Here is an 18950-nt window from a genome sequence, read left to right as displayed (position 1 = left end):
AAAGGTTTGCGTTTTCAAGATTCGCTGGTATGATGCGCGGCATTGGAGAGATGCCGGAGTGGTCGAACGGGACGGATTCGAAATCCGTTGTACTGGCAACAGTACCTAGGGTTCAAATCCCTATCTCTCCGCCATACGCGAAGTAGCCGAAGCCCCCGAAAACGTTGATGTTTTCGGGGGCTTCGTCGTTTCGGGGGTATAGGTTAGGGCAGATTTAGGGCAGATTTGCGGCCCATCAGGCCGCTTTAGGGCGGTTTAGTCCGCTGTAAATCCCATCATCTTGGAGACGATATCTGCCATGCTCTTGGTGTCCTTCGAGATCCAGCGGCCGTAGTGCTTGCGCACCATGGTCGTGTCGCTGTGGCCGAGTTGGCGGGCGACCCATTCAATCGGGACGTAGCTCGACAGTGCTTGGCTCGCGAACGTGTGGCGTGCCTGGTTGGCGCCTCGATGGCGAATGCCTGCTTTCTCAAGGTGGGCGGTGAACCAGTTGCTGACGGTCTTGCCGTTCCACAGCAGGCCGCTGGTGGAACTGCGGAATAGGAAGCGGACCCGCTCATGCTTCTTCGTGATGTTGTCTCGCTGCACTACGGTGATGTGCGTGGGCTCGGCATCCTTCGCTTCAGCCACGATGATGGCCAGCAGTTCCAGGGCCGGCGCGATTAGCTCCACCGTCCGGATGCGCGAGCGCTCCTTCGGTACCTTGAATTCCCCTGCGACCAGGGCGCGTCGAATTGTCAGAGTGCCGGCTACCAGGTCGACGTCCTCTACGCCGGCCGCGATCAACTCGGACAGAGAGAGCCCGGCCCAACAGTTGAAGACGATCATCCGGCTGTCTGTCATACGCTCAGGGTCGGCAGCGGCTATCCGCTCGATTTCACTCCGGGTGAATGGGTCGGCGAATTCGCTGTCGCTGTCGGACTGGATGTTCTCGATTCGCTCCAGGGGGTTGAGTTTGATGATCTCATCGCTGAACGCGTCCCCCCACACCCCCCGTATAATCGTGAAGACGTCATTTACGGTTTTCGGTTTGAGACCATTAGTGAGTAGCTCGGCTTGGAATAATTCAAGCTCGCTCTTGGGGATGCTTGCGATCGTTCTACCGGTGAATTTCTTCCTAACGTGCTCAGACTTGCTCTTGTAGTTGATGAATGTACTGTGGGCCTTTTTGACTTTGGCAACTTCAAGCCACTGGGCTATCCCTTCGTCTACAGTCCGTTTGGCTGGCTCATTGGGAAGTTCTTGTCGAGCTTTGAGCCAAACCGAATCGGGGAAGTGTGCCGCATAGTCGAAACGGTTTTCCTTGATCTCCGCAAGTATCGTCCTGCGTTTGTTGTCCGCATAGGCAATGGCGGCCTTGTTGATCTTGGCAACGTTGCGTAGTGGCTCGCGGCGGCGTTCGCCTTCAAACATGAAGGCGATCCGCAGAAGGTTGCCATTGATGTCGACGCCTTTCGGCAAGGCGTCGAGACCTGGTGGAAGCTTCACGCTCATGGGCGGCCGGCCATCCAGTTTTCGATTTCAACACGGTTGTAAACAATGACATTGGCTGGATCAGTCCGCCATTGTTTCTCCTCCAGCCAGATTCCACGATCGCGATACTTGCGAACGGCTTCAGTGCTGAGTCCGAAAATCGGGAACAGAAGTTCTTTCCGTATCCAGGTAGACGGTGTTATCAGAAGTTGCACCGTTTCACTTTGGTTGGCAGCTTCATGGATTGGTTTGATCTGTGGCTTGGCCATAAGTGTATTCTCCAACTTACCTAATAGGGCGCAGGCGCTTGACCTGCTGGAGTTTCTTTGCGGCCACGTTGGCCATGTAGGATTCCCATTCCACGCTTTTCTGCTGTTGCCGGAGTTGGCTGCAGCGGGCATGGTTTCGGGTTGAGCGGGCTTTGCCGCAGATGTCGCACATCGCCGGAAGGTCGAGGCTATGGGAGGCAATGCGCGGCCGCGTTCTTCTCGCATCAGTCATGGCGCAGCTCCAGCTCGGCCAGCTTGGCCTTCAATTGCTGGATGGCCTGAATTGACTCGTCAGATCCGCCTTGTTGCTGTTCGGGCGCTATGCCTAGAGCTTCGGCGATGGCGCAAAGGTCTAGCGCCATGGCGATCTGGACGCGGTTAAGATGCTCACTGTGCGCTTGCATGACGTTGTGCAACTTTCGATGACGGTCGAGCTTGTCCTTTAGATGGCCAACTACACAATCGAAGTCTGATGCGATGACAACGGTCCAGGGGGCGTCGACACTGCTGATGGCTTTAACTCCGCCCTCGACCGCTTCTATTCGGGTGGTGAAGTACCGATTCACTGGCGTCGGCAGCACATCTGTGAGCCGATCAGGTGATGCGGCTCGTTGGGGATGGATGTTGTTGTCGGGCATGACGCCCTCCGCTTTTTCGAGGCTGCGGCAGGGCGCGGCGCCGGCGCAGGGCGTGCCAGAGGATTGGATGCTGCTCTCGGGCTTGCAGCCCTCGGTGTTTATAGGGCGGTGGCGCTGGCACTCGCGTTTCTCGCCGTCCACCGTGCCTGCTTTGTAGCCAGCAAGGAACACCAGGTAGTCGCCATGCGTGCGGATGTCGGCGAAGCCGGTGCTGTCCTTCGCCAGTTCGCGCTCGTCCAGGCCGAGGGGGTTGAGGCTGACGAAAAGATCTCTTGGATCGATGCTCATGATTTGCGGCCTCGCATGATGTTGAAGCCTGCAGCCTGGCGGGACTTGGAGCACTGATCGTGATTGCCCTTTACGCGAGCTTTGCCGCAGATGTCGCAAATAAACGACATAGCGGGGCGAAGCATGGGCTGCATGCCCTTGCGGGTGCGGGTGCTCGGGGTGTAGGTCGATGTGTCGATCACAGCGAATACCTCTCGTGGACACGGCGAGCGTTTGGGCTCAATGCCAGCTGCTCAAGGTTTGTGACGCTGTTTACGGTCGTTAGCGTGCCTTTCGCGGGCTGGCTGATAGTGCTGACGCGCTCCAGCTGGGCCAGTGCAGCGATCAGCGCCACGGCGAGCGTGAGGCTGATCAGCTGCCAGGTGCGTGTTGATTTACCCACGTTGGCGACCCTCGTTGATCTGGCTGAGTACCTGCTTGCTGGCCAGCTCAAACAGCTCGTCGACGGATACCGGGGTGACGGACTGCTCGAAGTTGCGCACGGCGTCAAACCGACTGCGGTACAGCCCGGCCTGGCCGAGCCAAGCGGCGGCTGTGGGTTTCGCGTCGGGTGCCTTATGGTCGTTATGGCTCATGCTGTGCGCTCCAAGCCAAGTCCTGCCCCGTGGAGCGCGGCCATGCAGGCGGGATTGAGCCACAGGCACTCCTGGCGAATCGCTCCGCCGCGGCCCGCTGATATGCGGGCATTGACGGTGTTCACGGTCCACCCGCTGAGAAGGTCTTGATAGATATCGCTCGAGTACCCAGAGAGGGCTACCATCCCCTGTGTTCTAGCGAGACATTCGATCAGCTCAACATGATCCTCATCGCTCAGCTCATGCCGGTAGTAGCGGCCCTTGCCGGCGCCGCGAACTCTGGTGCTGTGTACATATGGAGGGTCCACGAAGTGCAGAGTCTCGGGACTGTCGTGCGCGTCAATAACCTCAATGGCCGGGCGATTTTCGATGAGTACGCCGCTCAGGCGCTCGCCGATCGATCCAACCTGTTCCGGATACTTTTGCCACAGCGCCTGGGCGGTGCCGTATTTGCGTTTTGTATCGATGCGGAAACCGGTATGTCCTTTGGTTGCGCCGGCTGATCCGAAGCCCATCTGCGCACGGATTATGGTGCGCCTGGCGCGCTCGATCGGTTCGTCGCTTTCTTCCCATGCCAACTCAAACTCGGCTCTGGCATACGGCGTCATGACAAGAAGCTCGCTTAGCGACTCTCGGGTTTTGGCTCCCTGCAAGACTCGAAATAGATTGACGATGTCGCCATCCAGATCGTTGTATACCTCGGCGTAGCTGCGGTCTTTCTGCATCATTACGCTGGCTGCGCCCCCAAATGACTCGACGTAGCATGTATGTGGTGGAAAGTGCTGGATCACCCATGGGGCAAGTCGGAACTTGCCGCCGTGGTAACGGATGATTGGACCATTAACTGCGGAAGTTTTGTGTGAGGTAGGCACGGTCATGCTGCCTCTCCTTCGCCGGTGGTCTGAGTGGCGGGTTCGCGCAGCTCATTGCGGATGCGGCCGGCCAGTTCACGCAAGCTGCGCCCCTGGTGCTCGGTGCGCGCTACCCATGCCTCGGTGCCTTTCAGCTGCTTCCAAGTCCGTCCGGCTGTTTCCAGCGTCTCGGTTGCACTGATGAGTACCTGGTAATCGGCTTTGGTCACCGCAAGGCCGGTGTACGACATGATGCGTTCTTCGAGTTCGGCGATGGTTTCGCGGCGGGCTTCCATGTGGGCAGTGAAAGCTTTTCGGGCCGTGTCCAGCTCGGCCTGCTTGTCGGCCAGATCCCGTTCGAGCTGGCGGACGCGGTGGGTGTGGGCGGCTTCCTTGACTTCCTGACCTTCCATGAAGCCCAAGGCATGCGCTCGGCGGCGGGCGGTGGCAAATAGGAAGGGCAGAACCACCAGGGTGGCCAGCCAAAGGATGCCCAGGGCGAGAACTTGTTGATGCGGTTGCATGTGCTGTGCTCCGAAGTGCCCAGCACCCGGCCGGTGATGTGGTGGTGGCCTGGTGCTGGGTGCGTTGCCCCTGGTGGCCGGGGCTGCCTCTGTTACGCCGTCTTCTTCTCTTGGGTGTCGAGGTAGTCGGCAAGGTTGTTCAGATAGATCACGTACTGCGCTCGGGCTGAGTGGTGCAGCTTGGTAAGCTTCAGCCCAATCTTTCCGGCGTTAATAAGCTCCTTGAACCGGCGGTCCGTCTTGATGTGCGGGAAGTAGCGTTCCCGTACGGCAGTCAATGTTGGGCAGGGTGTGGTCCACTCATTGCGCAGCTGGCGAAGCGTGTCGGTCATGCGTGCTCCCCATGCCCCTCGGGAATTTGGCCGAGCTTGGCGCGCACCGCGGCAACGAGTGTGTGCTTGCAGCGGCCATACGCAGTCGCGCACACCTCTCCCTGGTCGTTGGTTACGACGGTACCGAATGGGTGATCTGAGTCGGTGGTGGGGGTAATGAAGGCGCGCATGCCACCTGGGAGCGCATCGCTCACCAGGTCCAAGGCTTCCATCAAGTCGATGGCGCGTCGGGTCTGCTGGCCTGACTCTGTACGACCATTGGCCACGTCCTGCAGGAAGTCGCGCAGGGACATGTATTTGGTCGAGTCTCCGCGGCGCAGAGTGATCGAGCCGGTGTATGGGCCGAAGCGCACATGTAGGTGGTGATTGTGCTTGTCGTTCTCCACCTGGATATGGGCGTCAATGGAGGTTTCTGGACGACGCAGCGGGCAGGTGGTGTTGCCGCCGTTCTCAAGCGTACGCTCAAGCAGCATCACGCGGCGTAGGTTTATGGCGAACTCGCTCATGCCGCACCCCCATTGGGCACGGCGCGGACTTGTCCGGCGGGTGAGACGATCAATTGCAGGCCGGTCGAGCGTTGAAAAGCTTCAACGATGGCGGGGCGGGTGCAGATGGATGGGTGCAAGTAGACCTTGCAGGGTGTCCTTTCGAGATGTGCCATAGCTTTTTCCTGTGGTGAGAGGCGCTACGGGCACAGAAATTAGTCTGGCTAATATTAGCTGTCAATCTTTTTTAGATGAGTAGAGCTAATCTGCGAAAAAAAAGACCGCCGAAGCGGTCTTAATTTGACTGGGAAAGCTACTTACAAAAGGACTGAGTACCAGAACACCTGGCCGATGATTCGAATGTGTTCGCTCGCGTAGCTAGCGTCGTAATGTTCGTCGGGGTACTCGGAAGCGTTGTAGCTGCGCAGCCGGAGCCCGCCGCCTGGAAGCCTGTATAAGAGTTTGACGCGTAGTAGGCCATCGTGGTCGAGGGCATACATTTTCCCGTCGATAACGGTCTTGGCGTCGGTATTCACGCCAACAGTACTGCCATCCGGCAGCACGGGCTCCATGCTGTTCCCTTTCACTGGAACGCAGCCGGCGCTATCGGGATTCACGTTCTTGCGCTGCAGAGTTCGCTTGCCAAAGCGGAGCTTCCTGCCGTTTGTTTCCAGCATCACTGCAGATCCGGTACCGGCGGAGACTTCCACCTCTTTGTAGAACGGAATTTCGACCTCGTCGGAGTCAAGAGGGGTCTCGTCGTCCCAGGTCTCAATCGGGGCAAGCATGATCGAGACTGGGCTGTCGGGCCCTGGTCGGAGGTGATCGATGCTGTAGTGGATAGCCTCCGCTAATCGGGGGCTTACCTGGTTAGGATCAAAGCCAAGTACGCCGGCGAACTTGAGCAGGGCGGACAAATTCAGTCCGATTTTCCCATTCATGTACTGGCTCACTACGCTTTGGCCTGCCCAGCCGCACAGGTCTGCAATGCGCTCCTGGTTCAAGCTGGGGTCTGCACGCTTCCGTTCTTGATAGATCGCCTTGAGACGTGCGGCTTCTTCCTTGCGCACGTTTTCATCTGCCTCGTGAGGCGAGTGGGCGTTTCCGCCATGTGGTGTGTCGTCTCTCATGGGGGAGACTGTATAAGCGCGCCTGTTACTTTCAAAACAGTGGTACGTCTTTTTTCGTTGCTCATAAAAAGAAGTCACGCTAATATCCGTTACCAGACCTCATCGAGGATTTAGGGATGGAAGACAAGATAGGAGTACCCCTTCGCGAATTCGCGGAGGGACGAACGCAGCCTCAACTGGCTGAATTACTTGGTGTTTCGCAAAGCGCAGTCTCCCAAATGCTCAACTCCCGGCGTGATATCCGGGTTCGCTCTGACGAAAAGGGCGGGTATGAGTTCATCGAGATCCGCCTGATAGGCAAGCGGCGTAACCCCGAAGAAAGGAAGGATCGCTGAGCTGGGGCCTCTCACCACAAGAATCCCCCAGCTCAACGTTGACGGTGCATAGCACCGAGTAGCCCGCCATCCAGTGCCTCTCACCACAAGATTCGCCGGATGACTAAAACCGCGTGAAATGCCCGCACAGCACGCAAAGCACAGCACATCGGTCGTATTCACAGGATAGGACGTACTCACCCCTGTGACTACACCGTTAATCGAGGTTTAACGGTTTATGAGTCGCATCGACACTCTGCCGGACGCAGGGCCGGCACTTTCCCTCAAGCAGGCGCTCTACCGCGCCGGTCGCGATTACAAGGGCGGAATCACCCGCTTGGCGTTCGAGATGGGTATGGATCTCGACGCTCTCCAGAAAAAGCTCAAGCACGACGAAGAGCGGCGCTGGCTCACCCCTGACGAACTTGAAGAGGTTCTGCAGTGGACTGCAGACCGGCGCGTTCTCGACGCCCTGGGTCGTGCGGCCGGCGTTGTTTGGTACCGTCCGGCGCCCATCCCGGCTACCAATGAGCAGTTGAAAGCGGTTGGCCTTTTGCTGAATGAAGCTGCCGAGTTTGTGAGCAGCATGCACGAAGGCGCTGCCGACAACGTGTGGGAGCTGCACGAGGTGCAGAAGCTGGAAGCATGCGGACTGGATGTGATTCGCCAAGTGCTGGCCATCACATCAGGTGCACGCCAAGCCATGGAGGACCAGGGCAATGGCTGATGCAGTCGACTTCGCTAATGATCAAGCTGAATACTTCCTCCAACTGTCGCTGCAGCGCCTTGCGCGGCTGCCTGACAGGCCTTCTGCGCAGAGCTGTGAGGACTGCGATGAACCCATTCCTGAGGCCCGTCAGCTCTCGGTCGCTGGTTGCGTGACCTGCATCGACTGCCAGGATCTGCGGGAGCGTCGTCGATGACTGAGCGCCCAGCAGCAACCACGGCCGTATGGGCGCGCCGTTACATTGAAACTTTCGGCCTCGCCCTGGTGCCCATCGAGCCGGGCGAGAAGGGGCCGAAAGGTAAGGCTTGGAATACGCCGGGTGCGTATATCACCGACGCAGACGCGGCAGAGGCGTTCTGGCTTGAGCATCCCAATCACAATCTTGGGGTAGTGCTCGGGCCAAGCCGTGTTTGTTCGCTTGACGTCGATGACGTCGAGCTTAGCCGGATCGCTTTGCGTGAATCGTTCGGGCTAGATCTCGACTCGATCGCGGCTGCTTACCCGACCACGGTAGGCAACCCGGCACGCTTCCGTGTCATGTTCCGCGTCCCGGATGGGGTTGAACTGAGCCGGCGGTCATTGGCTTGGCCCAACCAGGCCGACCCCGATGGTTCTATTTTGAAAGCGCTCACCGCTCAAGCGGTGGCGGCGAAAAAGGCTAACGACGAGATCCGTGAATCGGCGCTCAAGGTGGCTGCAGAACCGTTCAAGAAGATCACGGTATTCGAGCTGCGCGGCGGTGCTGTTCAAGATGTGCTGCCCCCTTCTATTCATCCTGGTACTGGGCAGCCGTACACCTGGCGCATTCCGCCTTCTGCAGACGGGCTGCCAGAATTGCCTGCTGAACTGCTCAAACTCTGGCAGGAATGGGATCAGGTGAAGGCTAAGGCCCTGGCTGCTTGCCCGTGGGCGCCTAAGCCCGCGGCCGTCGCTCCCGTGGCAGCAGCTCGTCCCCGTCCGGTCGGCGTGCCGTCAGGTAATGCGCTGCCTGATGTAATCCCTGAATTCAACCGGACCTGCGACATTGCCTCTTTGATCGAGTCGCATGGCTATAAGCGCATCGGGGGCAAGTGGCTGTGCCCACACAGCAGCAGCGGTGACCCAGGGGTGACGATCACCGAGGGCAAGCTGTATTCGCACCACAGCTCTGATCCGCTGGCCAACGGTCACAAGAATGATGCCTTTGATGTTTATTGCATTCTGGTGCACGACGGTAACCAGCGCGAGGCCACCAAAGCAGCGGCGCGAATGCTTGGCCTGGACGCTAAATCTAGGCCCCCGGCACCTCCACCCATTGGTGAGCTTCCCCGTACCCCTTCGGCAAATGAGCCGGTGGATGGCCCTGATGATGGGCAGGGGAGTGAGGTTGTGCATCGCCAAATGTCGGTAGGGGAAAGCGACGCTGGCACGGCCTCCTCCTCGGCCTCCGGGGGGGAGGGGGGTGATGGTCTTGTATTGAAAAGCGCGATGCGGCGCTTCGCCTTGGTCGAGGGCTCCACCAACGTGTGGGATCTCGACAAAGGCCAGTCGATGAAGCGTGCTGGGTTCGAGGCGCTGGTAGGCAAGCCACTCGCCAAGCAGTGGATGGAGCGGACAGACAAAAAGCTGATGTCGCTCGACCAGGTGAAAGAGCTGGAGCAGATCAAAAGGCTGGCGGCCAAGAAGGGCGGCGCGCTGAAACTAGACCCCATTGAGCGGTACGTCTATATCGACGGCACCAAGGATGTTTGGGATCGGGAGAAGAAGCGCCGGATCCCAGAGGGCGCGGTCAAGATGGCCTTGGGTGACGAATATAAGTGGTGGCTGAACAGCCAGGATCGGCGTGTGGTAGACGTGGATCATATTGTGTTCGACCCGACCATGACCAAAGATCCGGCCATCTATATCAACACGTTCGAGGGTTTGCCGCTCGAGCCCGTGCGCGACGACGCGGCCTGCGAGAATCTGCGTTGGCTGATCTCATTCCTATGCAACCACGACGTAGAGGCCCTGGATTGGCTGGTCAAGTGGCTGGCTTACCCCCTGCAGCACATGGGCGCGAAGATGGACACCGCTATTCTGTTCCACTCAACCATGGAAGGCTCCGGCAAAAGCCTCATGTTTGCGGATGTCATGGGTGAGCTGTACGGCCAGTACGGCGCCACAGTGGGGCAGACCCAGTTGGAAGGCAGCTTCAACGCCTGGCAGAGCCGCAAGCTCTGGGCAGTGTTTGAAGAGGTTGTCAGCCGCGACCAGCGTTACAACCAGGTGGGCAAGATCAAGCACATGATCACCGGCAAGACGGTGCGCATGGAGTCGAAGTTCATCAACGGCTGGGAAGAGGCCAACCACATGAACTCCGCGTTCCTGAGCAACGAGATCATGCCGTGGCCTATCAGTGAAGACGATCGCCGGATGTTGGTGATGTGGCCGCTTGAGACTTTGCCGCCGGAGCGTCAGAAGGCAATCAGCCGGGAACTGGCGAACGGTGGTGTTGCTGCCTTGTACGGCTGGCTGCTCGCGGTCGACCTGGGCGAATTTAACCAGCGCACGCGCCCGCCTAAAACAGAGGCACGGCAGCGCTTGGTCGAACTGAGTCGTACTGCTTGGCAGACATTCTTCTATCTCTGGCGTGCCGGTGAGCTTGGGCACGGCCTTTGGGGCTGCGCGCTGACTAGTGATGTGTACGCCATGTTCGCCGAGTGGTGTTCGCACAACCGGGAGAGCGTGATGAGCCAGACGAAGTTCTCGCTGATGCTGAGCGCGAAGGTGGAAAAGACCCGGGCGATCCCTTGGTCCGATGGCAACAACCGTCGATTCGCTGCGTTTTTCTTCCCCGATGATGGCGATCCTTCCCTGCCCCCATCCATGAAGTCGGCCGAGCTGGGCAAGAACGTCGTCGAGTGGCGCGCCCGGGCGAAGCTGGCTGGCTGGAACGTTGATGGCTGGGACCACGTGAAGAGGGTGCTTGCGGCATGACTACCTCTACTTGTGTGTTGGGTGTGTTGGGTTTGTGTCGGGTTGATTTGGTCTACCCAACACAAGCGGAGCGCCCGAAATCATTGGTCTGCAAGGGATGTGTGTTGGGTGTGTTGGGTTTGGCTTCGCGCACGCGCGTGCGCGCGATTTTTTGCCCTGCCGTCAGGCAAAGAAAAAATCTCTATGCGAGGACAAATAAACCCAACAAACCCAACACACTCAACACATATTCACCTAATCAATTGATTTCATTGGGTTTTGTTTGTGTTGGGTTTGTGTTGGGTTGCGGAAATGTGTGTTGGGTGGTGATTTCGGGGGTGTTCCGATGAGCATGGATCATGAAATGGGGCTCCTGTTGCGGGTCGCGCAGCACCAGGTCGATATGGCAGAACTTATTGATCCTGCTGAGCGCCTGCGCCTAGTGGGAGAGCTGATGTGTCACTGGGGTGAGCAGCGGCGCTTAGTTGGGCTGAAGGCGAGCCTGGGTAGCCAGATGGGAACGATCATGGAATGGAAGGGGGCCGCGCCACGCGGCGGCGTGTCGGGTCATCGTATTCTGGTGGCTGGTGCTGGCCTCGACCACTCGGCAGCAGAAGTGGACGCTGCTGTCGCCCAGCTGGGGCGGCGGGACAAGCGGGGCGAGACATTAGCTAAGCTGGCGGAGATGCGGTACTTCCTGGGCTTTACCAGACGGGAACAGATGAGGGCTGTAGGCTTGGCGGAAGATGCGGATCGCACCTACCTCAACTGGGTTAAAGCCCTGCATTCTCAAGTGTTTGCGATCCTGGCTGCCCGTTCTGGTCGGGTTCGACAGCATACCGTTCGTCGGGTTGGTATGCGCCGAGTGTGCGCCGAAGATGCGCCGAAGTAGCGCCGAAGCGGACAACCGAAAATTCCCTCTTTTCGGTTTTTCCGATCAGGGGTACAAAGTCGTCACGATATGAAAAGTGCGCTTAGGCGCTGACCCCACAAGCACTGTGCTGTGCAACCCGCCCCGCTCTGTCGGTGCATTGAGAACCCTGCCAACTGGCGGGGTTTTCTTTTTCCGGCGCCGTGCCTTTGCCAATGAGGCCTGCATGAACAGCGAGCAACAAGCATTAGTAGAGATGCCGATCTGGATGGTGATCATTCTGTCCCTGGTCGGCGGTGTGTCCGGTGAGATGTGGCGGGCAGATAAGGCAGGTGTGCGCGGGTGGGCGCTCGTTCGTCGCATTGTGCTGCGTTCCGGTGCCTGTATCGTCTGCGGGTTGTCGACCATCATGTTGCTTTATTCGATGGGCGCATCGCTGTGGTTCTCTGCTGCGTTTGGCTGCCTTACCGCGATGGCGGGTGCGGACGTGGCGATCAGCTTGTATGAGCGGTGGGCGGCCAAACGTCTCGGCGTGTGTGATGTCCCGCCGGCCAGCCATGAAGGCTGATGACCGCCGGGGCAACAGTGCCTCGCGCGGTTATGGTCACCGCTGGCGTCAGTCGCGTGATGCTTTCTTGGCGGACAACCCATTCTGCAGCATGTGCTCGACGGATCGCCGCCCGGTGGCCGCCACTGTTGTAGACCACAAGATCGCCCCGCGCTTGGGCGAAGCCAAGGCGAGCGCTGATCCCGAGCAGATCAAGGCAGCGTGGAAGTTGTTCTGGGATCAGGGCAACTGGCAGTCGCTCTGCAAGTTGTGTCACGACTCGGTGAAGCAGCGGTTGGAGCGCAGCGGACGAATCGCCGGGTGCAACGCCTCGGGCGTGCCGCTCGACCCGAACCACCATTGGAACCGCCGATAGCCCTCGCCCGCGCGGGCGACCCTCGGGCGCCCCGCAGACCGCGAAATATCGGCATTTGTCGGGGTAGGGGGGGTGAAAAACTCTCGGCGGATCCGCTTATTGACCGCTCGCCCCTCTCTCTGTGCAAAACCGGGAAAAATGAGGGAGGGGGGGTATCAGACAGGGAGGTTTCCCATGGCGGGAAACGGTAACTCGGGGCGGCCAAGTGTGCCAGCCTCGGTGCATGTTCTCAATGGCAATCGTAGCAAACTCTCGATGGCCGGCCTGATGGCTGATGTACAGGGCCCAGCGGTGCCGGTAGCGGCTCCGCCGGTGCCGGACTTCCTCACTCCTGATGCCGTTGCCGAATGGCATCGCGCCGTCGAAGCGCTGATGGCGTTGGGCTGGATCTCCAAACTGGACACCATGGCGCTCGCCACTTACTGCCAGGCCTTCGCGGACTGGCAGCGCTTCCAGCGGATGATCGCCGAGCGAAACTCCACGTCGCTCGATGGTCTGGGCGGTGAAGTCCAGACCTTCAAAACAGGTGCGCAGCAGACCAGCGTGCTGCGGCAGCTGGCCAATGACGCCGAGAAGCGTGCCAACGCTGCTGCGGCTCAATTCGGGATGTCCCCTTTGGCGCGCCGGAACATGAAAGCCGCGCCGGCGGCACAAGGAGACCTCTTCCCAAATGTCGAACGAGACGCTGCCGCAGGTTATTTCAGCTGACTGCCGAGTAAAGGCTTTCGCTGACCAGGTGATCGCCGGATCGATCGTCGCGGGGCCGGATGTCCGCAATGCAGCCCGCCGTCATCTGCTTGATTTGGAGGGCGGTCATGAGCGAGGACTGATCTGGAAGGCAGAGGCGGCGCAGCGAGCGATCGGCTTTTTCGAAGACGTGCTGTGCTTGAATGGTGGCGACTTTGAGGGGCTTCCGTTCCGCTTGGCACCCTGGCAGGCATTTGTCGTTGGCAGTCTGTTTGGCTGGTACAGCGACGATGGTTATCGTCGGTTCCGTCAGGCCTACATCGAGACGGGTAAGGGCTCTGGCAAGTCGCCCCTTGTCGGCGGTATCGGCTTGTACGGACTGGTTGCAGATGGCGAGCAGCGTGCCGAGGTGTATGCGGCCGCGACCAAAAAGGATCAAGCACAGATCCTGTTCCGCGACGCGGTGAGCATGGTCAACATGTCGCCCCACCTGATGCAGCGATTGGTGCAGTCGGGGCGGGACGAGAAGGTCTGGAACCTGTTCTACCCGCGCACTAACAGTTTCTTTCGTCCCATCAGTTCGGACGAAGGCCAGTCCGGCCCCCGGCCCCATGTGGCGCTGATCGATGAGCTGCATGAGCACAAAACCCCCAGCGCCGTGAACATGATGCGTGCCGGTACCAAGTTCCGGCGCCGGGCGTTGATCGTGATGATCACTAACAGCGGGTCTGACAAGACCTCAGTCTGCGGTCAGTACCATGATCTGGGCGTGCGGATCTGTGAAGGCAAGGAGCATAACGACGGTTTCTTTGCCTTCATCTGCTCGCTGGATGAGGGCGATGATCCCTTTGAAAGCGAGGCCTGCTGGGCAAAGGTCAACCCATCGCTGGACTTCATTCTTGAGGGGCAGACCGATGGCATCCCAGGTCGCAAGTACCTGCGTGAGCAGGTGCTGGAAGCCAAGGGCTTGCCGGCCAAAGAGGCCGTAGTCCGGCGGCTCAACTTCTGCGAGTGGACCCAGGCGGATTCGCCCTGGTTGTCGTGGGATATCTGGCGGCAGGCGGCGGAGCGCGCACCAATGCGGCTGCTCCGCGATCGGCCCTGTGTTGGTGGCCTGGACCTGTCCAGTACAACGGACCTTACGGCCTTTGTGCTGGTGTTTAGCCCTGTTGAGCATGATCCGCACTGGCGTTGCCTGTCGTACTTTTGGATACCGGATGACGACATTGCGGGTCGCGAGAAGCGGGATCGGGTGCCTTATCTGCAATGGATCAAGGAAAAGCACCTGGAGACAACGCCGGGCCGGGCTATCAGCAAGCTGCATGTCCTGCGGCGCCTGCAAACCATTTGCGCGTACTTCGATGTGCGGCGGATCGCGTATGACCGGTGGCGCGTGGAAGACCTTCTGCAGTTGATGAACGAGCACAGCATTGAGCTGCCACCGCTGGAGAAATTCGGTCAGGGTTTCCAATCCATGGGGCCTGCAGTCGATGAGTTCGAGCGCCGCTTGTTAGGCCAGCGGCCCGAACAGCAGGAGGTGATTGATCTCGACGAAGCTGACTTTGAGGTCGTTGCCGAGGTTTTTGAGGCCGACCAGTTGGTCGAAACGTTCCTGCATGACGACAACCCGGTGTTGACCTGGTGCGCAGGCAACGCGGTGACCGTCTCCGATCCAGCAAACAACCGCAAGGTCGACAAGACCAAATCCATTGGCCGCATCGACGGCATTGTCGCGGCCGTAATGGCTGTCGGCATCAGCGGCGACATTGCGTCTGTCTCGGGCAAGTCTGTCTATGACGAAGGGGTAGGAATATGAGGTTGGACATTCTGTCCTGGGTGGCTGGGCTGCTCGGGTTCGCGCTGTTGGTAGCGGGTGTTTGGCAGATCTACCAGCCGGCAGCATTCATTGTTGCCGGTGTGGGGCTGTTGGTTTGGGCCAAGCTGGCCGATCAGGCCTCGGGAGTACTTGAGCGGGGAGGTGGCTGATCATGTTCTTTTCCAGCCTGCGTGCCTCTGGTGCTGGCACGCTGACCAATCCCGACAGCGGCTTTTGGCGGGGGCTGCTCGGTGGCGGCAGTAACTCTACGGGTGTGGCCGTAACGCCAGAATCTGCGCTCGGGCTGCCCATTCTGCAGAACTGCGTCACGCTGCTCGCTGAAACGGTGGCGCAGCTGCCGCTTGAGATGTACCACCGCAAGGGTGAAGGTCAGCGGGAAGCGGCCATTCACCACCCGCTGTACGACGTACTGCGCTACCAGCCGAACCCGTTCCAGACACCGTTTGAGTATCTGGAGCGTCACCAAGGCGCTGCTGGCCTGCGTGGCAACGCCTACAGCTTCATTGATCGCCGGGAAGACGGCAACGTTACGGCGTTGTGGTCGCTCAAAAATGACCAGGTGCAGGTGCTCAAGGGCTCCGATCTGCTGCCGTGCTACCAAGTTGCGGGTGGCGAGCCGCTGCCGATGCGGATGATTCACCATGTGCGCTGGTTCGGGACCAATCCCTACGTGGGAATGTCCCCGCTTGAGCTGCACGCTGAATCAGTTGGCCTGGCCCAGGCGGTCAGGAAGTACACCGGCAAGAGCTTCGCCAACGGTGTGGCGGTGTCCGGCGTAATCGAGCGGCCCCGTGAGGCGCCGGCGATCAAGGACCAAGGCATCATCGACCGAATCGTCGGGCAGTGGGGCGAGAAGTTCGGCGGCATGGACAACGCTAAGAAGGTCGCGCTCTTGCAAGAGGGCATGACGTTCAAGCCGGTGTCCATGACCAACGTGGATGCAGAGATCGTCGGGATCATGAAGGTGACGGGAGTTGATGTCGCCCGGATCTACAAGATCCCTTTGCCCATGGTCAACGACCTGGATAAGTCCAACTACAACACGCTTGAGCAACTGATGATTCAGTTTGTGATGTTCGCGTTGTTGCCGTGGGTCAAGCGCCATGAGCAGGCGATGATGCGGGACTTCCTGCTGCCGAAGGATCGGCGGGAGTACTTCATTGAGTTCAACCTGTCTGGCCTGTTGCGCGGCGACCAGAAGAGCCGTTACGAATCGTACGCCATTGGCCGCCAGTGGGGCTGGCTGAGTGTGAACGATATCCGGCGTCTGGAGAATATGCCGCCTGTGAAGGGGGGGGACATCTACCTCCAGCCTTTGAACATGGTCGACGCCGGAAAGAAGCCCGACCTAACCAACCCGACCGTGCGTGCGCAGCTCGAAATGCAGCAGGCCGAGATCACGAGGATGCTTGCCCAATGACGCGCCAATACATGCGGGCCACCAGCCTGCTATTTAACCAGCCGCTGCTGGTAACTCCCGAAATGCTCGATCAGGGCGTGCGCTGGGCGAACCAGGCAATGAATCTTAACATCGTGAACCTCGGGCCCGGCTCGGCCCAGATGTGGCACGACGACCCAATTGATCGGGTTGCCTTGGCTGACGAGCAGCGCCGCAGTGCCATCGCGCAAAGCGGTATCGAAGTGGTTCAGGTCAGCGGGCTGCTGGTCAGCCGCGGCAGTCACGTCAACATGTGCGAGACGATGACCAGCTACGAATCGCTGCGTACCCAGCTCCAGCGTGCTGTGGCCGACCCCATGGTCGAACGCATCGTTCTGGACATCGACAGCCCAGGCGGCGCGGCGGTGGGCGCGTTTGAGCTGGCAGAAGACATCCGTGCCATGACCGTGCAGAAGCCAATTACCGGTCTGGTCAACTTCATGGCCTACAGCGGTGGCTACCTGCTGGGCTCTGCGTGCAGCGAGCTGGTGGTGAGCCGAACCAGCGGTGTCGGCTCTATCGGGGTCATCGCCAGTCACCTGGATCGTTCTAAGGCGCAGGAAAACGCCGGTGTGAAGGTCACTACGGTGTTCGCAGGTGCGCACAAGAATGACCTTTCCCCGCATGAGCCGATCACCGAACAGTCGCTCGCCTTCCTCAATGACCTGGTGCAGGAGAGTTACCAGATGTTCGTGAATGCAGTCGCAGACTTCCGTGGTTTGCCCGTGGCCAAGGTCATTGCCACCGAGGCCGGATTGTATCGCGGGCAAGGAGCGATCGATGTGGGTTTGGCGGATCGCCTGCAGAGCCCTCAACACGCTGTAGATGAGCTGTCCCGCGCAGTTGCGCAAAACCGAGCCAATCGCCAGTCGGCGCGCGTGAGCGTGCGGGTTTCGGCTTTGGCGATGCAAGCAATGATCTAACCGCGCTAGCGGTTGCAGTTGACCCGCCTAGTGCGGGTTTTTTTATGCCCAGGAGGCAGCATGTCCCAAGTTCTTCAAATGCGTAACGAGCGCGCCGGGCTGATCACCCAGGTGCAGGCCTTGGCCAAGATCGAGGCCGATGGTGGCAGCTTAAGCGCTGAGCAGCTGGAGCAGTTCACCAGCCTCGAAGCGCAGATCACCGATCTGACCGCGAAAATCAGCCGGGCCGAAGCTGCAGAGCGGCTGGCGGCCAGCGGTGCGGTGCCTGTCACGGAGTCGGCGCAAGGCAACAACAGCCCGCCTGGCGGCACGATCTCTGGTCCGTTCACCGAAAAGCCGAAGCCTGGTACCCAGATGGCCCAGATGGCCCGTCTGTTGGGCGCTGCGCAGGGCAACCAACAGTTGGCCGCCCAGATGGCGCAGCAGGGCGGTTACTCGCCTGATGTGGCGATGGCGCTGAACGTTGTGACGCCAGGCGCTGGCGGGGTGCTGGTGCCGCAGAACTTCGCGGCTGACATCATCGAGTCGCTGCGTCCGGTGTCGATCGTCCGCAAGATGGGCGTCACCAGCCTGCCGCTGAACAATGGCAACTTGACCATGCCGCGAATCACCGGCAACACGGTGGTGAGCTACATCGGTAGCGATACCGATATCCCGATCACCGGGATGACCTTCGCGGATACCAAGCTGACCGCGAAGACTGCGGCCGCGATCGTGCCGATCTCCAACGACCTGCTGGCAATGAGTGGTGTCAACCCGCGCGTCGACAGCATCGTTGCGAACGATCTGACCGTGAGCATGGGGCTTTCCGAAGATCTGCACTTCATTCGTGCCGATGGTTCGGGCGTGCTCCCTAAAGGCCTGCGCCACTGGGCTCCAGCCTTCAACGTCCTGACAGCTCCAGTCATGACCGGCATCACTCTGGAAAAGATCGACCTGTTCCTGGGCGGCATGATGCTGCGCCTTGAAACGGCAAACGTGATGATGAAGTCGTGCGGCTGGCTGATGGCTCCGCGTGTCCTGCGCTGGCTGCAATCCCTGCGCGATGGCAATGGCAACAAGGCCTACCCCGAGATCGATCAGGGCATGCTGAAAGGCTACCCAGTCGGTCTGAGCAACCAGATCCCGGTCAACCTGGGCGCTGACGGTGATGAGACCGAAATTTACTTCGTGAACTTCGCCGACTGCATGATCGGTGAGGACATGAACCTGACCCTGGCATTCAGCAACGAGGCTTCCTATAAGGACGCCGAGGGCAACATGGTCAGCTCGTTCCAGCGCAACCAGACGCTGATCCGCGTGATAGCCAAGCACGACTTCGGCCCACGCCACGTTGAAAGCATCGTGGTGGCCATTGCTGTGAAGTGGGGCGCCGGTATGTAAACCCTGGCCCCTGCATGGGCTGGGGCCGATTTTCGAGGATGTGCTGATGGCACGAGTAATTGTGAAGTTCACCGGCTCTTGGCGTGGTTACAGCAAGGGCGAGGTTGCCGGTTTCGAAGAGGATGTAGCGCAGTCGCTGATCGATGGCGAGCGCGCTGAGCTGGTCGACGCGAAAAGGGCCAAAGCTGGCTCCAAGCCGAAGACTCCGGTCGGTAAGGGGGGCGGCGGCGAAGGGCAGCCCGGCCCGGCCGCTACAGATTCAAATGCCGGTGGTGGTGCCGGCGGTGAGCCTGATCCCGACGACGCCAATTCTGGTGGCGGCGACGATGACGACAAGCCCTGATC

At 59.6% G+C, this 18950-nt stretch carries 24 protein-coding genes and 1 tRNA gene; 15 read left to right on the top strand and 10 right to left on the bottom strand.

Translation table 11 applies throughout. The features are described from left to right. Window positions 1–44 precede the first annotated feature (44 nt). Window positions 45–134 (top strand) — tRNA-Ser (locus ACZ6YA_RS16350). Window positions 135–255: 121 nt separating this feature from the next. Here the strand turns inward: ACZ6YA_RS16350 and ACZ6YA_RS16345 are convergent. The 10 genes from ACZ6YA_RS16345 to ACZ6YA_RS16300 form a co-directional block, all read right to left on the bottom strand. Beyond that, window positions 256–1494 carry an Arm DNA-binding domain-containing protein gene (locus ACZ6YA_RS16345; RefSeq protein WP_465898153.1) on the bottom strand — a complete coding sequence of 413 codons (1239 nt, stop codon included), beginning with the start codon at window positions 1492–1494 and terminating at the stop codon, window positions 256–258. Next, entirely contained in the window at window positions 1491–1742 is a 252-nt protein-coding gene (locus tag ACZ6YA_RS16340) for a hypothetical protein (RefSeq protein WP_132476057.1), read from the bottom strand. The genes ACZ6YA_RS16345 and ACZ6YA_RS16340 overlap by 4 nt, the downstream gene beginning before the upstream one ends. A 224-nt stretch (window positions 1743–1966) precedes the next feature. Beyond that, window positions 1967–2668, bottom strand: a complete 702-nt coding sequence (locus ACZ6YA_RS16335) for a hypothetical protein (RefSeq protein ID WP_465898151.1) — start codon at window positions 2666–2668, stop codon at window positions 1967–1969. Window positions 2669–2846: 178 nt separating this feature from the next. Continuing rightward, complete coding sequence (locus ACZ6YA_RS16330; protein ID WP_465898150.1) at window positions 2847–3050, bottom strand: hypothetical protein; 204 nt, start codon at window positions 3048–3050, stop codon at window positions 2847–2849. Beyond that, window positions 3043–3243 (bottom strand): hypothetical protein, encoded by a 201-nt coding sequence (locus ACZ6YA_RS16325; RefSeq protein ID WP_465898149.1) that lies wholly within the window; start codon window positions 3241–3243, stop codon window positions 3043–3045. The genes ACZ6YA_RS16330 and ACZ6YA_RS16325 overlap by 8 nt, the downstream gene beginning before the upstream one ends. Further along, a complete protein-coding gene (locus ACZ6YA_RS16320) occupies window positions 3240–4121 on the bottom strand; it encodes a DNA adenine methylase (protein WP_465898148.1) in 882 nt (293 codons plus the stop codon). Before ACZ6YA_RS16320 ends, ACZ6YA_RS16325 begins: the two co-directional genes overlap by 4 nt. Next, window positions 4118–4618 carry a hypothetical protein gene (locus tag ACZ6YA_RS16315; protein ID WP_465898147.1) on the bottom strand — a complete coding sequence of 167 codons (501 nt, stop codon included), beginning with the start codon at window positions 4616–4618 and terminating at the stop codon, window positions 4118–4120. Before ACZ6YA_RS16315 ends, ACZ6YA_RS16320 begins: the two co-directional genes overlap by 4 nt. A gap of 92 nt (window positions 4619–4710) precedes the next feature. Beyond that, complete coding sequence (locus tag ACZ6YA_RS16310; RefSeq protein ID WP_232888456.1) at window positions 4711–4950, bottom strand: pyocin activator PrtN family protein; 240 nt, start codon at window positions 4948–4950, stop codon at window positions 4711–4713. Beyond that, window positions 4947–5456 carry a hypothetical protein gene (locus ACZ6YA_RS16305; protein WP_465898146.1) on the bottom strand — a complete coding sequence of 170 codons (510 nt, stop codon included), beginning with the start codon at window positions 5454–5456 and terminating at the stop codon, window positions 4947–4949. Before ACZ6YA_RS16305 ends, ACZ6YA_RS16310 begins: the two co-directional genes overlap by 4 nt. Before the next feature lie 296 nt (window positions 5457–5752). Beyond that, on the bottom strand, window positions 5753–6505 hold the full coding sequence (locus ACZ6YA_RS16300) for a LexA family transcriptional regulator (protein WP_465898145.1): 753 nt from the start codon (window positions 6503–6505) through the stop codon (window positions 5753–5755). Window positions 6506–6681: 176 nt separating this feature from the next. On the opposite strand from ACZ6YA_RS16300, the gene ACZ6YA_RS16295 reads away from it, so the two are divergent. The 14 genes from ACZ6YA_RS16295 (at window position 6682) to ACZ6YA_RS16230 (ending at window position 18948) form a co-directional block, all read left to right on the top strand. Next, window positions 6682–6900 carry a helix-turn-helix domain-containing protein gene (locus ACZ6YA_RS16295; RefSeq protein ID WP_465898144.1) on the top strand — a complete coding sequence of 73 codons (219 nt, stop codon included), beginning with the start codon at window positions 6682–6684 and terminating at the stop codon, window positions 6898–6900. Between the two features lie 217 nt (window positions 6901–7117). Further along, window positions 7118–7606 carry a phage regulatory CII family protein gene (locus ACZ6YA_RS16290; protein WP_465898142.1) on the top strand — a complete coding sequence of 163 codons (489 nt, stop codon included), beginning with the start codon at window positions 7118–7120 and terminating at the stop codon, window positions 7604–7606. Then, on the top strand, window positions 7599–7802 hold the full coding sequence (locus tag ACZ6YA_RS16285; RefSeq protein WP_110159642.1) for a TraR/DksA C4-type zinc finger protein: 204 nt from the start codon (window positions 7599–7601) through the stop codon (window positions 7800–7802). Before ACZ6YA_RS16290 ends, ACZ6YA_RS16285 begins: the two co-directional genes overlap by 8 nt. Continuing rightward, on the top strand, window positions 7799–10564 hold the full coding sequence (locus tag ACZ6YA_RS16280; protein WP_465898141.1) for a bifunctional DNA primase/polymerase: 2766 nt from the start codon (window positions 7799–7801) through the stop codon (window positions 10562–10564). Before ACZ6YA_RS16285 ends, ACZ6YA_RS16280 begins: the two co-directional genes overlap by 4 nt. A 325-nt stretch (window positions 10565–10889) precedes the next feature. After that, entirely contained in the window at window positions 10890–11435 is a 546-nt protein-coding gene (locus tag ACZ6YA_RS16275; protein WP_465898140.1) for a hypothetical protein, read from the top strand. 205 nt (window positions 11436–11640) lie between these two features. After that, window positions 11641–11982 carry a phage holin family protein gene (locus ACZ6YA_RS16270; protein WP_182388677.1) on the top strand — a complete coding sequence of 114 codons (342 nt, stop codon included), beginning with the start codon at window positions 11641–11643 and terminating at the stop codon, window positions 11980–11982. Then, window positions 11954–12337, top strand: coding sequence for an HNH endonuclease signature motif containing protein (locus ACZ6YA_RS16265; RefSeq protein ID WP_465898139.1), 384 nt, complete (start codon window positions 11954–11956; stop codon window positions 12335–12337). Before ACZ6YA_RS16270 ends, ACZ6YA_RS16265 begins: the two co-directional genes overlap by 29 nt. A gap of 174 nt (window positions 12338–12511) precedes the next feature. Next, window positions 12512–13045 carry a phage terminase small subunit P27 family gene (locus ACZ6YA_RS16260; RefSeq protein ID WP_465898138.1) on the top strand — a complete coding sequence of 178 codons (534 nt, stop codon included), beginning with the start codon at window positions 12512–12514 and terminating at the stop codon, window positions 13043–13045. Beyond that, complete coding sequence (locus ACZ6YA_RS16255; protein ID WP_465898137.1) at window positions 13008–14840, top strand: terminase large subunit; 1833 nt, start codon at window positions 13008–13010, stop codon at window positions 14838–14840. Before ACZ6YA_RS16260 ends, ACZ6YA_RS16255 begins: the two co-directional genes overlap by 38 nt. Beyond that, the gene (locus tag ACZ6YA_RS16250) at window positions 14837–15010 is read left to right on the top strand and encodes a hypothetical protein (RefSeq protein WP_274141449.1); all 174 of its coding nucleotides are present in this window, start codon (window positions 14837–14839) and stop codon (window positions 15008–15010) included. The genes ACZ6YA_RS16255 and ACZ6YA_RS16250 overlap by 4 nt, the downstream gene beginning before the upstream one ends. A gap of 2 nt (window positions 15011–15012) precedes the next feature. Beyond that, window positions 15013–16281 carry a phage portal protein gene (locus ACZ6YA_RS16245; RefSeq protein WP_465898136.1) on the top strand — a complete coding sequence of 423 codons (1269 nt, stop codon included), beginning with the start codon at window positions 15013–15015 and terminating at the stop codon, window positions 16279–16281. After that, window positions 16278–17222 carry a S49 family peptidase gene (locus ACZ6YA_RS16240; RefSeq protein ID WP_465898135.1) on the top strand — a complete coding sequence of 315 codons (945 nt, stop codon included), beginning with the start codon at window positions 16278–16280 and terminating at the stop codon, window positions 17220–17222. Before ACZ6YA_RS16245 ends, ACZ6YA_RS16240 begins: the two co-directional genes overlap by 4 nt. Window positions 17223–17282: 60 nt before the next feature. Next, a complete protein-coding gene (locus ACZ6YA_RS16235; protein ID WP_465898134.1) occupies window positions 17283–18605 on the top strand; it encodes a phage major capsid protein in 1323 nt (440 codons plus the stop codon). 46 nt (window positions 18606–18651) lie between these two features. Then, window positions 18652–18948, top strand: coding sequence for a hypothetical protein (locus ACZ6YA_RS16230; protein WP_465898133.1), 297 nt, complete (start codon window positions 18652–18654; stop codon window positions 18946–18948). Window positions 18949–18950: the final 2 nt, after the last annotated feature.

It is taken from the genome of Pseudomonas sp. NPDC090752 (genome assembly GCF_055584805.1).
Note: the sequence above shows the minus strand (reverse complement) of the source record. Positions and strands in the feature narration are given on the sequence as shown.

What these genes read in the sequence shown, in the direction of transcription:
- ACZ6YA_RS16345 (WP_465898153.1), bottom strand. Translation starts at nt 1,494, where the DNA reads ATGAGCGTGAAGCTTCCACCAGGTCTCGACGCCTTGCCGAAAGGCGTC.
- ACZ6YA_RS16340 (WP_132476057.1), bottom strand. Translation starts at nt 1,742, where the DNA reads ATGGCCAAGCCACAGATCAAACCAATCCATGAAGCTGCCAACCAAAGT.
- ACZ6YA_RS16335 (WP_465898151.1), bottom strand. Translation starts at nt 2,668, where the DNA reads ATGAGCATCGATCCAAGAGATCTTTTCGTCAGCCTCAACCCCCTCGGC.
- ACZ6YA_RS16325 (WP_465898149.1), bottom strand. Translation starts at nt 3,243, where the DNA reads ATGAGCCATAACGACCATAAGGCACCCGACGCGAAACCCACAGCCGCC.
- ACZ6YA_RS16320 (WP_465898148.1), bottom strand. Translation starts at nt 4,121, where the DNA reads ATGACCGTGCCTACCTCACACAAAACTTCCGCAGTTAATGGTCCAATC.
- ACZ6YA_RS16315 (WP_465898147.1), bottom strand. Translation starts at nt 4,618, where the DNA reads ATGCAACCGCATCAACAAGTTCTCGCCCTGGGCATCCTTTGGCTGGCC.
- ACZ6YA_RS16310 (WP_232888456.1), bottom strand. Translation starts at nt 4,950, where the DNA reads ATGACCGACACGCTTCGCCAGCTGCGCAATGAGTGGACCACACCCTGC.
- ACZ6YA_RS16305 (WP_465898146.1), bottom strand. Translation starts at nt 5,456, where the DNA reads ATGAGCGAGTTCGCCATAAACCTACGCCGCGTGATGCTGCTTGAGCGT.
- ACZ6YA_RS16295 (WP_465898144.1), top strand. Translation starts at nt 6,682, where the DNA reads ATGGAAGACAAGATAGGAGTACCCCTTCGCGAATTCGCGGAGGGACGA.
- ACZ6YA_RS16290 (WP_465898142.1), top strand. Translation starts at nt 7,118, where the DNA reads ATGAGTCGCATCGACACTCTGCCGGACGCAGGGCCGGCACTTTCCCTC.
- ACZ6YA_RS16285 (WP_110159642.1), top strand. Translation starts at nt 7,599, where the DNA reads ATGGCTGATGCAGTCGACTTCGCTAATGATCAAGCTGAATACTTCCTC.
- ACZ6YA_RS16280 (WP_465898141.1), top strand. Translation starts at nt 7,799, where the DNA reads ATGACTGAGCGCCCAGCAGCAACCACGGCCGTATGGGCGCGCCGTTAC.
- ACZ6YA_RS16275 (WP_465898140.1), top strand. Translation starts at nt 10,890, where the DNA reads ATGAGCATGGATCATGAAATGGGGCTCCTGTTGCGGGTCGCGCAGCAC.
- ACZ6YA_RS16270 (WP_182388677.1), top strand. Translation starts at nt 11,641, where the DNA reads ATGAACAGCGAGCAACAAGCATTAGTAGAGATGCCGATCTGGATGGTG.
- ACZ6YA_RS16265 (WP_465898139.1), top strand. Translation starts at nt 11,954, where the DNA reads ATGTCCCGCCGGCCAGCCATGAAGGCTGATGACCGCCGGGGCAACAGT.
- ACZ6YA_RS16260 (WP_465898138.1), top strand. Translation starts at nt 12,512, where the DNA reads ATGGCGGGAAACGGTAACTCGGGGCGGCCAAGTGTGCCAGCCTCGGTG.
- ACZ6YA_RS16255 (WP_465898137.1), top strand. Translation starts at nt 13,008, where the DNA reads ATGTCGAACGAGACGCTGCCGCAGGTTATTTCAGCTGACTGCCGAGTA.
- ACZ6YA_RS16250 (WP_274141449.1), top strand. Translation starts at nt 14,837, where the DNA reads ATGAGGTTGGACATTCTGTCCTGGGTGGCTGGGCTGCTCGGGTTCGCG.
- ACZ6YA_RS16245 (WP_465898136.1), top strand. Translation starts at nt 15,013, where the DNA reads ATGTTCTTTTCCAGCCTGCGTGCCTCTGGTGCTGGCACGCTGACCAAT.
- ACZ6YA_RS16240 (WP_465898135.1), top strand. Translation starts at nt 16,278, where the DNA reads ATGACGCGCCAATACATGCGGGCCACCAGCCTGCTATTTAACCAGCCG.
- ACZ6YA_RS16235 (WP_465898134.1), top strand. Translation starts at nt 17,283, where the DNA reads ATGTCCCAAGTTCTTCAAATGCGTAACGAGCGCGCCGGGCTGATCACC.
- ACZ6YA_RS16230 (WP_465898133.1), top strand. Translation starts at nt 18,652, where the DNA reads ATGGCACGAGTAATTGTGAAGTTCACCGGCTCTTGGCGTGGTTACAGC.